Genomic DNA, 13,586 nt, shown 5'->3' with positions numbered 1-13,586 from the left:
CTGGTGCGAAGAATTTTCACCGATTTCGCATCGGGCAGCTCAGGGCCTGGTTGCTACACCTTGGACGCTTTTGCTGCTTTGGGTGTGCTGGGGAATGCCCTTCGGGTGAGCGGGTCAAGGAACACCAAGATGACGATGCCGATCAGCCCGATCATGCCGGTCAGAATGCGCAGCGGCAGCAGCGGGATCCATTGGGAGACGGCGAGTTGGTCGACGACGCCGACCACCACGAGCACGGCGACTAATAGGTAGAGCAGTGACGAGGCCCAGCCGTGCCAGCGGGCCGTGACGGCAAATAACGGTACGAGCCACAGTATGTACCAGGGTTGGAAGACCGGTGCCAGCAACACGGCGGTCGATAAGGCCAGGGCCGCGGAGAACACCGGGTGTTTGGGCCGCGGCAGCAGCGCCAGCCACGCGGTCACCGCGGCGATTGCGACGGTGCCCAAGCTATAGACAACGTCGGCCACCGGTTCGATACCGGTGCGCCAGATCAGATCAACCAGCCAGCCGATGCCAAGCCCCAACAGACCGAAGGGGGCATACGGGAAAGCGGCTGACCCGGAGGTCATCATCGCGGGGATCCAGCCGAACCACAGTCCGGTCACCGCCCCTAAGGCCGTGAGTAGGACCCCGACGACGACCACGGATTTGGCCCAGACCTTCAGGCGCGCCCGATAGGACACCCTCGCCCCGGGCCGCCAGATGAGCAGCATGCCAGCAAAGGGCAGGACCAACACGGTCAGGGGTTTGACCGCGATCGAGGCTCCCAGCAGCACGAAGCCCAACAGGATGCGTCGTCGTCGGTTTTCTGGCGGCCAGTTCGGATTGAGAAAGTACAGCCCGGTGAGCAGCAGCCCCAGCATGAGAGTGTCGTTGTGGGCGCCGGCGATCATGTACAGACCAAACAGTGGGTTGGCGATGAAGATCCATTGGGCCCAGTCCCCGCGAGCGCCGAAGCGGCGAGCCAGTCGCGGCACGGCCCACATACACATGACCATCCCGCCAACAAATAATGCCCGGAAGATCATGATGGCCCATTCGGGTCCCCCGTCGGTGAGAAACCAGACCAGCTGCGAGATGAGCAAGAAGGCCGGGCCGTAGGGGGATGGCGATTGGGCCCATAGGGAGTCAGCTCCGGTCATGAACCAGCCGGGTAGCGAGGAGACGCCTTGGCCGTAGGGGTCGATTCCGGCGTGGAGCAAACGACCCTGGGCGAGATAGGAAAACACGTCCCGGGACATGATCGGAAAGGTGAATAGTAACGGGATGGTCCAGTAGCGGATGGCCCGGTTGATGACCGAGAGCTTGTGGTCGTTGACGCGGTGCTTGCGCGCGGATTCTTTGGCGGTGCCCAGGTTCGGTCCGTTATCGGCGATTGTGTAGGGCAGCTGCAGGGCTTGTCCGAGTCGCAGCCATGACCGGATGAGCAGCAGGCCGCCGATGACCAGTCCGATGGCGCTGACGGTGGCCCCGGTAGTCCATACGCGCAACGGGTTGAGCACGGTGGTCCCGGCGAACCAGGAGTTTTGGGCTTGGGGTAACCATCCCACGCCCCAGGAGGCGATCATAATGATGATGGCCGCGACCAGGCCCACACGGATGTGGTGACCGGGGTCGGTGTCGATGCGGGACGGAACGTAGGCTTTGGTCATGTTTTCCTCGCCCCGAAACCGCGTTGGGTTTTCCAGCGTCGGTATGCCAGCACTGCCCGGCGCCAGCTTTGGCGTAGGTGCCACTCATTGCGAAACATCGGAGAGGTCCAAGGATCCAGAAACAGCACCCAGATGGCCAGCACCACCGACAGCCCCCAGGACAGCGACTGCATCAGCCCGCCCATCTCCAAAAATTGCCAGACATAGAGCTGATCACCGGCCCCGTAGGCGGTGAAAAACACCACGGTAAAGATGACCCAGCGCAGTTGCCAATTCGACTTGATGCCCAACATAACAAACAGCGGCAGCAGCCACAGCAGATACCACGGATGGATAACCGGGGACAGCACCACGATGGCAGCAAAAGACCAGGTGGCTCGGGCGAGGATTTGGTCGTAGGTGCCGACAAACATCAGTACCAGCACGATGAGCACCGACAGGACGCGTCCGATCAGCCGGACGGTGGGCATGACCCATTCACCGTCACCGGCGCCTAATTCGACCACGGCCACGCGCAGCAGCTCTCCCCCGGCACCGACCGGTGACCAGAAACTCCAGATCGAACCGGTGCCGGCGATGACGCGCACCCAGTCCAGCCCGTAACCGTTGAGCCAGCCGACGCCCAGCATGATCACCACGGTCAGCCCCAGGGTGAGGAACCAGTACCAAAAGATTTTCAACCACGAAGCGTTCCGACCGGCCCACCACAGTCCGATGAAGGGCAGCAGCACAATCGAGATGACTTTCATGCCGATCGATACGCTCATCAGCAGGACTGCCAGCAGGCCGTGGCCGCGCCAGACCGCGTAGATCGCTGCGACCATGAACCCGACCATGAGCGAGTCGTTATGTCCGGAGGCGACAAACGAGATGATGAACAGCGGATTGGCCGCCGAGATCCATTGGGCACGTGCTGGATCCCAGCCTTGCATTTCGGCCAGTTTCGGCACGTAATACATGATCAGGGCGACACCGCCCAGGGATGCCAGCCGGAACAGGAAAATTGCGGCGTCGGGTTGGTCCGCGCCGGTCAGCCCAACGACGGCGGCTTCGATCCACAAAAACATCGGCCCGTACGGCGTGGCGTCTTCGGCCCACATGGTGTCGGTGCCCAGCTGAAACCAGTTCGGTAAATTCGAGATGCCCTCGGCATACGGATTCTGACCGGCCAGCACCTGGCGGCCCTGGTTCAGGTAGGCCAGCATGTCACGCGAGAAGATCGTCAGGGCAAATAATTGCGGTAGCGACCAGATCGCTACCGCCCAGTTGGTGATCCGCATCCCGCCGGGTGCGAATTCGTATTTGCCCCGGTACTCTCGGGTCGGACGCCGTAGCACCCGGCCCAGGCGCAGCCAACCCCAGATCATGCCCCAGGCACCAAGCGTCAGCAACACTGTGCCGATAGTGACACCGAGTTCGGTGGTCCGGAACGGCGCCAGCCATTGGGCTGAGTTAATGCCGGAGTTCGGGGCCACCCACCCGACTGACCACGAACCGATGGTGAGCACCACGGAGCCCAGGAACCCGATCATTATGGCCGGCCAGGCATGCATTGTTGTGCCCCGCGGGGCATTTTCCAAGGTGGTCATCAACGGCTTTCACTCAGTCAGTTTGATATCAATGACGTTGGGGATAAATGTATCACCGGACATCGGTAGGCTAAACTTCGACACCTTAGGTAGGAGAAATATCTTGGACAACACTAAAACACCCGAACCATTCGAGCCGGCATCGGCTGCCTCGCAAGACCAGAGCCGCAACCTGGTCTGGCTCGATGCCGAGATGACCGGCCTCTACCCCGGCATAGATGCCCTGGTCGAAGTGGCCATTATCATCACCGACGCGGACCTCAACATCCTCGACGACGGTATCGATATCATCATCAAACCACCCCTGGCAGCCGTGGAACAGATGGATCCGGTCGTGGTGGAGATGCACCGCAGCAACGGTCTGGCCGAACAGTGGGAACACGGGGTCAGCGCAGCCGAAGCCGAAGCGGTACTGCTGGACTACGTCAAACAGTACTGCCCTGAACCCCGCACCGCGCTCCTGGCGGGCAATACCGTGGGCCAGGACCAGCGATTCCTGTTTGAAGAAATGCCAGAACTGGCCGCGCACCTGCATTACCGCATCGTCGATGTGTCCTCCATCAAAGAACTCGCCAAACGCTGGTATCCGCATGCGTATGAAAAATCACCGCAGAAGCTGGGGAACCACCGCGCACTGGGTGATATCACCGACTCGATCAACGAGCTGCGCTATTACCGCGAAGCGATCATGGTCCCTCCTCCGGGCCCGAGTGTCGACGAAGCTCGCAAAATTCGGGACGAATTAGTGCTCTATGCTGAGCCAGAGCTCGTCCGGGACCAGGATTAGGCAGAACTAAAAATCTGGGCTATACTGAAGGGCGTTGTCTGATGACAACCCCGGTCGAGTTTGTCTCGACGTGGTGGGTATAGCTCAGTCGGTAGAGCGTCTGGTTGTGGTCCAGAAGGTCGCGGGTTCAAGCCCCGTTACTCACCCGGTATAGACCGGCATGAACTTTCAAAAGTTCATGCCGGTCTTTTGCATTCGTAGAACTTCAAACCAAGTCGCGCATGAACTAGACAAACTCTTCAACGACTCGTGGCGAAGGGTGGATGCAGATCATCCGGAGGTTGTCGTCACCGCCGGCAATGTACCGGTGGACCGTTCGCGCTGTGACCGTAACGATGTCTCCGGGGTATGCACGCTGTTGTTCATCTTGGGTATCGATCTGTGCCTCACCGTGCAGCACGACCCACGTCTCGGCATATGGATGCCAGTGATACTCTTGCCCCTCTCCGGGTGGTGAATCCACCCAGAAGAATGACACGTCGGCCTGATGATCAGCCCCGGTGAAAAGGGCTGTGATGGAGTCGGGTTCCTGCACAGCTTCGCGGTTCGTGATGGTAATCATGACAACCTCCATTCGGTAACGTCAAGACTGGTACTGCAGCAATAGGCGTCCAAGGGCAGTCGGCTGCGTAAGCGGCGCGAGGTGACCGCCCGGGATGACATCCGGTTCGATCCCCAGACGATCCATAGCTTGTTGTCGCATAAAATCCAGCGGAAAGAGCCGATCTGCTTCGGCAGCGATCACGTGAGTGGGCACTTGTGGCCACGATTCGAACTCTACCGGTGTCTGTAACGGACCGGGATGCTGTTCGGGGACGTGGTGGATGGACTCGGCTTTCAAGTCCTCGTCGAAGTCATGAATGAAGACGACTTCCGGATCTTGGGCATCGTCGGCTGAGAAGCCTAATGATTCCAGATAGGCACGTTGTGCCTGTTGCTGGCCTGTCGCCTGCCACCACTGCATCCCGGTTTCGTCGGGACGTGGGATCATCGCCGCGACCAACACGATACGATCCACCGGTAGCCGAGCAACGAGCGCAGGCACCATCAAACCGGCCAGGGATTGCGCAACGACCGTCAGCGAAGCATCACCAAATGTTGCGGCGGCAGTACACGCGACATCAAGGTAGGTGTGCAGATCTGCTGTCGCATCGGCGCACGGGAGATTGGGAGCGACCGTTGCGTGACCGGCTTGATGCAGCTCTGGCGTCACTCGGTGCCAGAGCCAGCCCGTCGATGCTGCGCCATGCAGGAGTAAAAAGTTCGCCATGTGATACTCCTGTCATAACTCGCACACGTAATACTTCGGTAGCAGTAACCCTAGGTGTGATGACGGTGCTGTACCAGGATGCCAAGATACCGGCATCAGTACGGTACTTCATCTCGCCGTCTGTGCCGGCCAGCTTGTTCAACACTGAGAGCCCTGCGCGGCTCCAGGTACTCTCATGAGAGAGTCAATCGTAGGGCGAATACGCGAAACTAGCCGGGACGATCGACAGACTCAGTGACGACGGGTTAGCGTGAGTCATGGCTGCTCTTCATCCTCTCGCAATTTCCCGTGGCAAGGCTTATCTGCGCGACTGCGTTGGGTATCTTGGCATTGCCGTGGCCACGGTGCCCCTGGGGCTGCTCGCGCAGCAAGCGGAATGGGGTAGCCATCGGTGGTTTGTCTTAGCGGCCAGTGCCATACCCCCAACCGTTGCAACGCTACTGGCTGCACATCGAGAAGCCAGCGCTAGCGGTGCAACACCGGGCAAGCGTCGCTATGGTCTGCAAGTCCAAGACGAGCTTGGCGAGCCACTCAGCTTCAGTCGAGCCTTGTTGCGCAACGTCGTCAAAATCGCTATCCCTTGGCAGCTTGGTCACACGGTTGCCGTGGGCGCGGCTTTTGGTGGTTTTGACGATCAGGAACCGCTAACCATTGCAGCCGTAGTAAGCACCTATCTCTTACTCGCCCTCATGATCGGAAGCGCCGCATTCGGCAAAGGCCGAGCGCTTCATGACCGTATCGCCGGCACCAGAGTACTCGTCAAGAAGACTCTCTCAGCGACCGTGGGCTCATAGGCATCCACTCTTTCCGGTTCTTGAAAGCATGAAATCAGGGGACACTTCAACCAGGTCGCGCCCGGGAGATTTATCAGACGGACCGTTTGAGAAAAAACGGGAGTGCGCGCGGGCGCTCGCAGCAGGCTTAGGGTGGCGTGGTCGAATGCAGACAAACTCGGCGCGGATCTTGAGAGGGCCGCAGAGTGAATGTCACAAAAAAATCGGCCTGAACAATGCACTGTTCAGACCGATCTTTTATTCTCAGAGCTCGAACTCAGCTCTGTGGCAATCGTTCGACTACGTTGTTGCCTTGTCGCGGGTGATGAGACCCCAGATAAAGAGGACGATTAGTGCCCCACCGATAGCCAGGAGCCAGGTGGCAAGTGACCAGAATTCGTCGATGCCGACGCCAAAGATGGCCGATCCAATCCAGCCGCCAAGTACGGCGCCGACCACTCCGAGTAATAGCGTGACGAGTATGCCGCCGCCTTGTTTGCCGGGCATGATGGCCTTAGCAATTGCGCCTGCGATGAGGCCCAAAACGATCCATCCAATGAAACCCATGGTTCCTCCTTAGTTGAGGTCCTTCGATTCACCAACATGGTCATGCTGATGCGATTAATTTTACCGCTGACATGGCATGAATATAAGTGCCGAGCTTCCCCGCAAGGATTACCTGACGAGTGTTCTCAATCACCAGCCCTCCACAAATAGCGGTCGAAGGCCTCCCGCGTCTAATGCAGAATCGATACATCCACCCAGCAAGACACTGTGGTTTGTCAACGAGAGAAGCTCAGCATTCACAGCGCGACGGCGCGAGCTGCCCCTGTCGGCTTCGCCCCAGGTAGTGCCTTGAAATTGTTCTCAGGGTGCTCTACATGGCCACTAATTCACACCATCTGCCCCTAAAACCGCAGGGCTAATTCGCTCGAGCTTTGAGTCTCGACCGAGCCAACCCGCCGGTCACGACGGAAACCCCGACTAATACGGCGATAATCACGACCATCGGGGTCGCGGAGTGTTCGCCAGCTATCCCAACAAGGGGAGTCATCAACGATGCCAGCAGAAACTGTGCCGCACCCATAACTGCCGCCCCGGCACCGCGTGTTGACGGCGTGGCTTCAGCCAATCCCAAGGCGTTGGCATTCGACATGGTCAACCCGGCCCCTGCCGTGAGCACAAACGCCGTAAAAACAAAGCCAGGGATGGACAAGCTGGCGGTGGCCTCCATAATGACGAAAGAGGCGGCCGCGGCAAGTAACAGGACGGATCCCACCCGGAACATGGCCTCGGCCCCGTACATGACAGCTAGGCGCGAGTTCACGAGGTTCGCGAGGATTATTGCAGAGGCCGAGGCTGCAAAGCTCAGCGAGTACGCTATCTGACCCATACCTAGAATCGACTGCCCCACGAATGGTGAGGCCGCGATATACGACATCATTGCCCCAAAACCGAAACTAAAACTCATCGTGCACAGCGCGAAGACCGGTTTGGTCAGGATCGTGACGAGGGACCTATAGGCGCCGAAGACAGACCCCTGAGTTCGATCTCTGCGCGGGAGCGATTCCGGGACTCTGAATACTGCAAGTAGCCAGACAGTGATCGCGAAAACCGCTAGGACGGCCAGCACGCCGCGCCAATCCAACAGCTCCGCAACGAGGCCCCCAATTGGGGGTGCTAGCAGCGGTCCAAGCCCAATGAGGGTGGCAATTAGACTCAGTGCACGGACCGCCGTTGGCCCTTCAGAAAGATCCACCGCAATCGCGCGGGCGAGCACTCCCCCGGCCGCACCGGACAGTCCCTGCACAAACCGCAAGGCGACGAAGAATTCAATGTTGGGTGTGAAGATCAGGGCCACCGAGCTGACAGCAAATATGCTCAGCGCACCGACCATGACGTGACGTCGACCATACTTATCCGAGGCCGGACCTAACAGCAATTGTCCCAACCCCATGCCCGTTAAAAACGCTGTGAGCGTCAGCTGTACTTGCGTTGGTGTGACGCCCAAGGATTCGGTAATGTCAGTGAAGGAAGCCAGATACATATCGGTGGCGAAAGCCCCGATTGTTGCTATCACGCCCAGTATCGTCAGGAGCCCGGCGGACAAGTTTGGTTTCTGCGTCATCTCATCTCTTTCATATCCTCGTTGAGGATATCCTGAATGCTGACGGCTAGAACATTTTATTGAAGAAGGAGTACCCCTGTGTCGATCGTGGTAATTAACGCGTTGAGCGTCCCGGAAGGTCAAGGCGAGGAACTCGAAGCACGCTTCGCTGCCCGTAAGAACGCGGTCGATCAGGCACCGGGTTTTGAAGGGTTCAACTTGTTGCGCCCCACCGGTGAGAACACTCAGTACTTCGTGTATACCCAATGGGCTTCTCAAGAAGACTACGAAAACTGGCGCGATTCGCGGCAGAATATGGCCGCCCACGCTTCAGATGACGGTCAGCCGCGCAAACCGGTGGCTTCTGGTTCGGAGCTACTCGAGTTCGAAATCGTGGAGTTGTAAGTGGCATTTGAAGGAAAGATCCTGCCCATCGTGATCCATGGTGATCCGGTGCTGCATAAACGGGCGGCAGAAGTAGAAGAAATCAACGACGAGGTTCGCCAGCTGGTTGCGGATATGCACGTTACCCAGGAGGCTGCACGCGGTGTGGGGCTAGCTGCTCCGCAGGTTGGCGTGGGCTTGCGGATTTTTACCTGGGAGTTTGAGCACACCGGAGATGCCCCTCGTAAGGGTGAAGTGCTTAATCCCGTGTTGACGTTGCTGGGGAAGGTATCGCAAGAAGATCCTGACCCGGAAACTGAAACTGAGGGCTGCTTATCCGTTCCAGGATTAGGTTACCCGCTGAAGCGTGCCGATCATGTTCGCCTGCAGGGCTTCGATATCGACAACAACCCGATCGATTTTGAGGCCCATGACTGGTTTGCCCGGATTCTGCAGCATGAATATGACCATCTCAATGCGACGTTGTATGTGAACCGCTTGAACCCGCGCTGGGGCAAGCGGTGGAAAAAGGAGCTCCGAAAGCAAGGCTGGACAACGGCGGGGAACACCTGGATGCCAGGCGATGATAACGACCCCTTCGGTCATGACGAAGAAGAGTCTGAAACAGCAGATCGCTAAACGCATTACATGGCCTTGGGCAACCATATCGGTTGTCCAAGGCCATTTTAGTGTCGTTTAGAGCCATCAAAAATGAGGCCCCCATCAAGTGGCGGCCTCATTTTTGTGAATCGTGCTGAAGCTAGGCTTTCGCTGCTACCTGAGCTTTAGGAAAGACTGGCAGGTTTTCGCCGGCCATCTTTTCAACTGCGCGAACGACCTGGGTCGAGTAGCCGTATTCGTTGTCGTACCAGACGTAGAGGATCAGATTCGAGCCACCGTTGGAACCTTCGTTGACGATAGTGGCAAGGCCATCTACGACACCTGCGCGGTCCGAACCAACAAAGTCGGTCGAAACAGCGTCGTGGGAGTAAATGTAATCGATCTGCTTGCTGAGCTCACCGGTCAGAGATTCCTGCCGCAGACGAGCGTTGATCTCGTCTTTGGAGGTTTCGCCGTTGAGCTGCAGGTTGAGAATGGCCATCGATACGTTCGGGGTTGGTACGCGAATCGCGTTGCCCGAGAGTTTCCCGGACAGTTCTGGCAGTGCTTTAGCAACTGCGGTGGCTGCACCGGTTTCGGTGAGGACCATGTTCAATGCGGCGGCACGACCACGGCGGGAACCCTTGTGGAAGTTATCGATGAGGTTCTGGTCGTTGGTGTAGGCGTGAACCGTTTCGACGTGTCCGTGATGGATGCCGTATTCATCGTTGAGCACCTTGAGTACCGGAGTGATCGCGTTGGTCGTGCACGAGGCAGCCGAGATGATCTTGTCATCTTCAGTGATGTCATCGGTGTTCACACCGTAGACGATGTTTTTCAGATCGCCCTTACCTGGTGCGGTCAGAATGACTTTGGAGACGCCCTTGGCTTCAAGGTGCTGTCCCAGGCCTGCTTCGTCGCGCCAGACACCGGTATTGTCGATGACTATGGCATTGTTGATGCCGTATTCGGTGTAGTCGATTGCGGCTGGATCCGATGCGTTGATCATCTGGATCTGCGTGCCATTCGCGGTGATGGTGTTAGCATCTGCATCAACTTCGATGGTGCCGTTGAACGGGCCGTGAACCGAGTCGCGGCGCAGCATCGAAGCGCGCTTGTAGATATCATCGTCGCCCTTAGAGCGGACCACGATCGCACGGAGACGCAGTTTGGTACCGCCACCGGCGTAGTCAAGCAGAATGCGAGCCAACAAGCGACCGATACGACCAAAACCATACAGGACGACGTCTGTAGTATCGCCGAGGCCTTCGCCGTTCTTGTCGACGATGTCAGCAAGCTCGGTTTTGACGAACTCTTTGACGTCGCCACCGTTCTGACGGAATTTTTTGACCATGCGAGCCAGATCCACAGAGCCTGCACCGAGGTTTAACTCGACCATGGCCTGCAAGATGGCATAGGAGTCTTCAACAGGAAGAATAGATTCATCAACCTGACGAGCAAACCGGTGCGCCTTCAAGATATCCACGACTGACTGGTGGACGAGGCTTCGACCGTAGATGGATGTCACGACATTGTTGTTGCGGTACAACGAGCCGATGAGTGGAACCATCTGCTCAGCCAACTGCTCACGTTCACTCCACTGCTGGAGAGTTTGCTGCGTGCTGGCGGTGATATCTGCCACGATGTGGTCCTTTTCTGCAGAGTGTGCGATTGGCGGACGAGCCAACCTTATGAAAACATTCTCATCTTAGCGTTTCACGCCAAAGGATACCCGCGCAATGAAGACAGCGCACACTTCTGCCGCTATTGGCGAAGTACTGGCAGCTCATCGGCGGTTGTATAAACCGGTTGCGATGGACATTCGCTCAGAATATCGCGAATTGCCTCGTATTCGGCTTCAGTGACCCATAACTCATACTTGGCTTTCACTGCGGTCTGGATCGATACGAACTCACAACGAAATGCCTTATTCGGCGGTAACCAGGTCGCTGCGTCAGCATCCGATTTCTGCTGGTTCGCCGGCCCATCAACCGCTAGCAGGTTCAGCGGATCATTAGCGAAGCGTTCGCGTTGTTCTTCCGGCAACTGCTGCGCGCCCTTCTGCCAAGCATCGGATAGCGCCACGACGTGATCGATCTGAACTTCCATCGACGTTTCCGGGCCGCGAACAAAGTCAATGGTGGTGTCCGTAAATGGATCCTCTAACACACCGGTCAGCACCGTGCAGTTGTCGTCGCGAGTGGTCACGTTGTCGAGGTCGCGAGCAAGAATATCGTTGCGTGCGTCGCACCCATTGCCATCGGGGTCGAGCCAACCGTTGCCGAACTCATCGCGGCTATACCCGGTCTGTGGTGCCCGACCTTTGATTTCTAAGGTCTCGAGCTGTTCCAGCGCGGTGCCTTCGGCCGGCACGTAATCCTGCTCGGCCGGAAACACATACGTGACCACCAGATAGAGACCTATGACCACGATCAGCACCGGGATGGGGAGCTTGGCCAGCGCGGATTTTTCTTTTTGACGGTTTGACAATGTTTTCTTTCGCGAACTGAACAGTTGAGACGGGATGGAGCGCTATAAGCCGGATTCTGTCACCGCACGATTATGAGTCGTGGGTTGATGATCATCTATCTGGTCACTGCGTTGCCGCAGGACTCAAGCGATCAACCCGAACACTGGGCGGGCCGCCTCATAACGTGTTCTGCTTGATCTTGCACCGGATGGGGTTTACCGAGCCGAACGTGTCACCACGTCCGCTGGTGGTCTCTTACTCCACCCTTTCACCCTTACCTCTTTGCAGAGGCGGTCTACTTTCTGTGGCACTGGCCTGCGGATTGCTCCGAGTGGGTGTTACCCACCATCCTGCCCTGTGGTGTCCGGACTTTCCTCGACCTCAGTCGCGATCATCTGCTGCTCCATCCCGAAGTTCTTATTTTAGCCAAGATTGGCTAGAGCGCGTAATCAGAGCTACTAAACTCGCAGTCATGATGATTCTGCTGCCGCCGTCCGAAGGTAAAACTGCACCTCAAACCGGTTCCCCCCTGGATTTCAATGAACTGCTGTTTCCGGAGCTGTCGGGCGAACGGCGCACCCTCATCCAAGAGTTACAGGTTGTTTCGAGCCTGGCTGGAGCCCACGAAATCCTAAAAGTCGGCAAAACCCTGACCGACGAAATTACGGCAAATCAGCACCTCTTGGACGCTCCCACCGCTCCAGCGTGGCAGGTCTATACCGGAGTTCTCTATGATGCCCTCGACTATGGAACGTTGAAGGGCATTGACGAGGACGTCACGCTCGTGTTTTCCGCGCTGTTCGGTGTGACGCGGTTGTCGGATCGTATCCCGACGTACCGGTTTCCGGCGACTGCCAAACTCCCGGGCATTGGCAATACCGGAACCTGGTGGCGCGAGCGCCTCACCGATCAGATGGCAGATTTCGCGACGGGACCGATCATTGATTGCCGGTCCTCGAGTTATAAACCGTTTTGGAAAACGCCACCTCTGCGGACAGTGACGATCGATGTGTTTCAACGCGTCAACGGCGAGTTGAAAGTGGTCTCGCATTGGGCAAAACAAGCCCGCGGGTTCGTCGCACGGCACTTGCTGCAAGCACAAGCCAATCAACCGCTGGGTTCAATCGACCAGGTTGCTGACTCAGTCAGCGAGATCTACGAGGTGGAAATGGTGCCGCCAACCACGCGGAAACCAGCATCACTGCGGATCGTGCTGAACTAGCTGCGCACGATAATAGCTCCGGTGTCGGGGCAATATGCCACCTGGTCTTCCGGAGTCCTGTGAATTTCGGCTAGTTCCGCCGGCGCGATTGGTACACCGGCACCTGATAACCCATCAGGTTGCAGCTCGAACACGCCGACACCCTGGTTCTGGTCGCGTAGTTGCTCATACTCTTTGACTAAATCTGCCGGCAGCGTTTCGGCGAGCTTGTCGCGCTCGATCGTCAGTTCCTTACCTTGTTTCGATAGTTGCTGGCCGCGTTCATTGAGCGTATTGATCCGTACATTTACCGCTTGTTGTGCCTCGGTCACTTTAGCTTGAGCCTGTTGCAATGCTTGACGAGCATCTTCTAGTGCTTGCATTGCGGCCAACTCGGCTTCCTCTTGGCCCTCAATTCGTATCGTCAGTTCTGCGATTTCCATGGTTACCGCCTGAACATCCCGACTAGAGACGTCATCAGCATCCATTTGCGACTGCAGCCGGTCGCGTCTTCTGGTGGTGTCGGCCACGGTACGCTCAGCTTCCGTTGCCGCCGCTTCGCGTTCAGCTACGTGGTGCTCAAGTCGTTTGACATGTTCGACGGCTGTGGCACCGTCGCGCCGCAACTTCGCAAGCTGCTTATCTTGTCTGATCTCGCTGAGTTGCGTCCGTACCCGTGTCAGCTGGTTATCAAGCGACTGTAAATCGAGCAGCTGTCGTTGCTGTTGGCTGGTTGCCGTAATGCTCATA

Annotated in this window: 14 protein-coding genes, 1 tRNA gene and 1 other RNA gene; 6 read left to right on the top strand and 10 right to left on the bottom strand. The window is 57.5% G+C overall.

What is annotated here, in order from left to right; all coding sequences use genetic code 11:
* Positions 1 to 53: 53 nt before the first annotated feature.
* Together mptB (J2S62_RS06130) and mptB (J2S62_RS06125) are read right to left on the bottom strand one after the other, a co-directional pair.
* Positions 54 to 1,655, bottom strand: coding sequence for a polyprenol phosphomannose-dependent alpha 1,6 mannosyltransferase MptB (mptB, locus tag J2S62_RS06130; protein ID WP_310172614.1), 1,602 nt, complete (start codon positions 1,653 to 1,655; stop codon positions 54 to 56).
* The gene (mptB, locus tag J2S62_RS06125; protein WP_310172611.1) at positions 1,652 to 3,244 is read right to left on the bottom strand and encodes a polyprenol phosphomannose-dependent alpha 1,6 mannosyltransferase MptB; all 1,593 of its coding nucleotides are present in this window, start codon (positions 3,242 to 3,244) and stop codon (positions 1,652 to 1,654) included. Before mptB (J2S62_RS06125) ends, mptB (J2S62_RS06130) begins: the two co-directional genes overlap by 4 nt.
* A gap of 103 nt (positions 3,245 to 3,347) precedes the next feature.
* Here mptB (J2S62_RS06125) and orn point away from each other — a divergent pair, with 103 nt between their 5' ends.
* Positions 3,348 to 4,031 (top strand): oligoribonuclease, encoded by a 684-nt coding sequence (orn, locus tag J2S62_RS06120; RefSeq protein WP_310172609.1) that lies wholly within the window; start codon positions 3,348 to 3,350, stop codon positions 4,029 to 4,031.
* Positions 4,032 to 4,104: 73 nt separating this feature from the next.
* Positions 4,105 to 4,177 (top strand) — tRNA-His (locus J2S62_RS06115).
* 80 nt (positions 4,178 to 4,257) lie between these two features.
* Here the strand turns inward: J2S62_RS06115 and J2S62_RS06110 are convergent.
* Both J2S62_RS06110 and J2S62_RS06105 read right to left on the bottom strand, forming a co-directional pair.
* Complete coding sequence (locus tag J2S62_RS06110) at positions 4,258 to 4,593, bottom strand: cupin domain-containing protein (protein WP_310172607.1); 336 nt, start codon at positions 4,591 to 4,593, stop codon at positions 4,258 to 4,260.
* A gap of 21 nt (positions 4,594 to 4,614) precedes the next feature.
* Positions 4,615 to 5,301, bottom strand: a complete 687-nt coding sequence (locus J2S62_RS06105) for an alpha/beta fold hydrolase (protein ID WP_310172605.1) — start codon at positions 5,299 to 5,301, stop codon at positions 4,615 to 4,617.
* A gap of 257 nt (positions 5,302 to 5,558) precedes the next feature.
* Here J2S62_RS06105 and J2S62_RS06100 point away from each other — a divergent pair, with 257 nt between their 5' ends.
* Entirely contained in the window at positions 5,559 to 6,095 is a 537-nt protein-coding gene (locus J2S62_RS06100) for an RDD family protein (protein WP_310172602.1), read from the top strand.
* A gap of 279 nt (positions 6,096 to 6,374) precedes the next feature.
* Here the strand turns inward: J2S62_RS06100 and J2S62_RS06095 are convergent, their stop codons facing one another.
* Both J2S62_RS06095 and J2S62_RS06090 read right to left on the bottom strand, forming a co-directional pair.
* Positions 6,375 to 6,641 (bottom strand): GlsB/YeaQ/YmgE family stress response membrane protein, encoded by a 267-nt coding sequence (locus tag J2S62_RS06095; protein ID WP_310172600.1) that lies wholly within the window; start codon positions 6,639 to 6,641, stop codon positions 6,375 to 6,377.
* A gap of 355 nt (positions 6,642 to 6,996) precedes the next feature.
* Complete coding sequence (locus tag J2S62_RS06090; RefSeq protein ID WP_310172596.1) at positions 6,997 to 8,202, bottom strand: Bcr/CflA family efflux MFS transporter; 1,206 nt, start codon at positions 8,200 to 8,202, stop codon at positions 6,997 to 6,999.
* Between the two features lie 78 nt (positions 8,203 to 8,280).
* Here J2S62_RS06090 and J2S62_RS06085 point away from each other — a divergent pair, with 78 nt between their 5' ends.
* Positions 8,281 to 8,586, top strand: coding sequence for an antibiotic biosynthesis monooxygenase family protein (locus J2S62_RS06085; protein ID WP_310172593.1), 306 nt, complete (start codon positions 8,281 to 8,283; stop codon positions 8,584 to 8,586).
* Positions 8,587 to 9,204: a peptide deformylase gene (gene def, locus J2S62_RS06080; protein ID WP_310172590.1), complete on the top strand. Its 618-nt coding sequence runs from the start codon at positions 8,587 to 8,589 to the stop codon at positions 9,202 to 9,204.
* A gap of 121 nt (positions 9,205 to 9,325) precedes the next feature.
* Here the strand turns inward: def and J2S62_RS06075 are convergent, their stop codons facing one another.
* The 3 genes from J2S62_RS06075 to rnpB all read right to left on the bottom strand — a co-directional run bounded on the left by J2S62_RS06075 (position 9,326) and on the right by rnpB (position 12,043).
* Positions 9,326 to 10,807 carry a glyceraldehyde-3-phosphate dehydrogenase gene (locus J2S62_RS06075; protein WP_310172588.1) on the bottom strand — a complete coding sequence of 494 codons (1,482 nt, stop codon included), beginning with the start codon at positions 10,805 to 10,807 and terminating at the stop codon, positions 9,326 to 9,328.
* Between the two features lie 122 nt (positions 10,808 to 10,929).
* Positions 10,930 to 11,655: an HNH endonuclease family protein gene (locus J2S62_RS06070; RefSeq protein WP_310172585.1), complete on the bottom strand. Its 726-nt coding sequence runs from the start codon at positions 11,653 to 11,655 to the stop codon at positions 10,930 to 10,932.
* Positions 11,656 to 11,684: 29 nt separating this feature from the next.
* An RNA gene (rnpB, locus tag J2S62_RS06065) (RNase P RNA component class A) lies at positions 11,685 to 12,043 on the bottom strand.
* A gap of 64 nt (positions 12,044 to 12,107) precedes the next feature.
* Here rnpB and J2S62_RS06060 point away from each other — a divergent pair.
* Complete coding sequence (locus J2S62_RS06060; RefSeq protein ID WP_310172583.1) at positions 12,108 to 12,857, top strand: YaaA family protein; 750 nt, start codon at positions 12,108 to 12,110, stop codon at positions 12,855 to 12,857.
* Here J2S62_RS06060 and J2S62_RS06055 read toward each other — a convergent pair.
* Positions 12,854 to 13,585 (bottom strand): zinc ribbon domain-containing protein, encoded by a 732-nt coding sequence (locus tag J2S62_RS06055; RefSeq protein WP_310172579.1) that lies wholly within the window; start codon positions 13,583 to 13,585, stop codon positions 12,854 to 12,856. The genes J2S62_RS06060 and J2S62_RS06055 overlap by 4 nt on opposite strands.
* Position 13,586 lies beyond the last annotated feature (1 nt).

It is taken from the genome of Enteractinococcus fodinae (assembly GCF_031458395.1).
Taxonomy (GTDB): Bacteria; Actinomycetota; Actinomycetes; order Actinomycetales; family Micrococcaceae; genus Yaniella; species Yaniella fodinae.
The sequence above is the reverse complement of the archived record's forward strand: the minus strand, read 5'-3'. Positions and strand labels throughout refer to the sequence as shown.

Coding starts and splice junctions, on each gene's coding strand:
- J2S62_RS06060 (WP_310172583.1), top strand. CDS start 12,108: ATGATGATTCTGCTGCCGCCGTCCGAAGGTAAAACTGCACCTCAAACC.
- J2S62_RS06100 (WP_310172602.1), top strand. CDS start 5,559: ATGGCTGCTCTTCATCCTCTCGCAATTTCCCGTGGCAAGGCTTATCTG.
- J2S62_RS06095 (WP_310172600.1), bottom strand. CDS start 6,641: ATGGGTTTCATTGGATGGATCGTTTTGGGCCTCATCGCAGGCGCAATT.
- J2S62_RS06055 (WP_310172579.1), bottom strand. CDS start 13,585: ATGAGCATTACGGCAACCAGCCAACAGCAACGACAGCTGCTCGATTTA.
- mptB (WP_310172611.1), bottom strand. CDS start 3,244: ATGACCACCTTGGAAAATGCCCCGCGGGGCACAACAATGCATGCCTGG.
- mptB (WP_310172614.1), bottom strand. CDS start 1,655: ATGACCAAAGCCTACGTTCCGTCCCGCATCGACACCGACCCCGGTCAC.
- J2S62_RS06105 (WP_310172605.1), bottom strand. CDS start 5,301: ATGGCGAACTTTTTACTCCTGCATGGCGCAGCATCGACGGGCTGGCTC.
- J2S62_RS06090 (WP_310172596.1), bottom strand. CDS start 8,202: ATGACGCAGAAACCAAACTTGTCCGCCGGGCTCCTGACGATACTGGGC.
- J2S62_RS06110 (WP_310172607.1), bottom strand. CDS start 4,593: ATGATTACCATCACGAACCGCGAAGCTGTGCAGGAACCCGACTCCATC.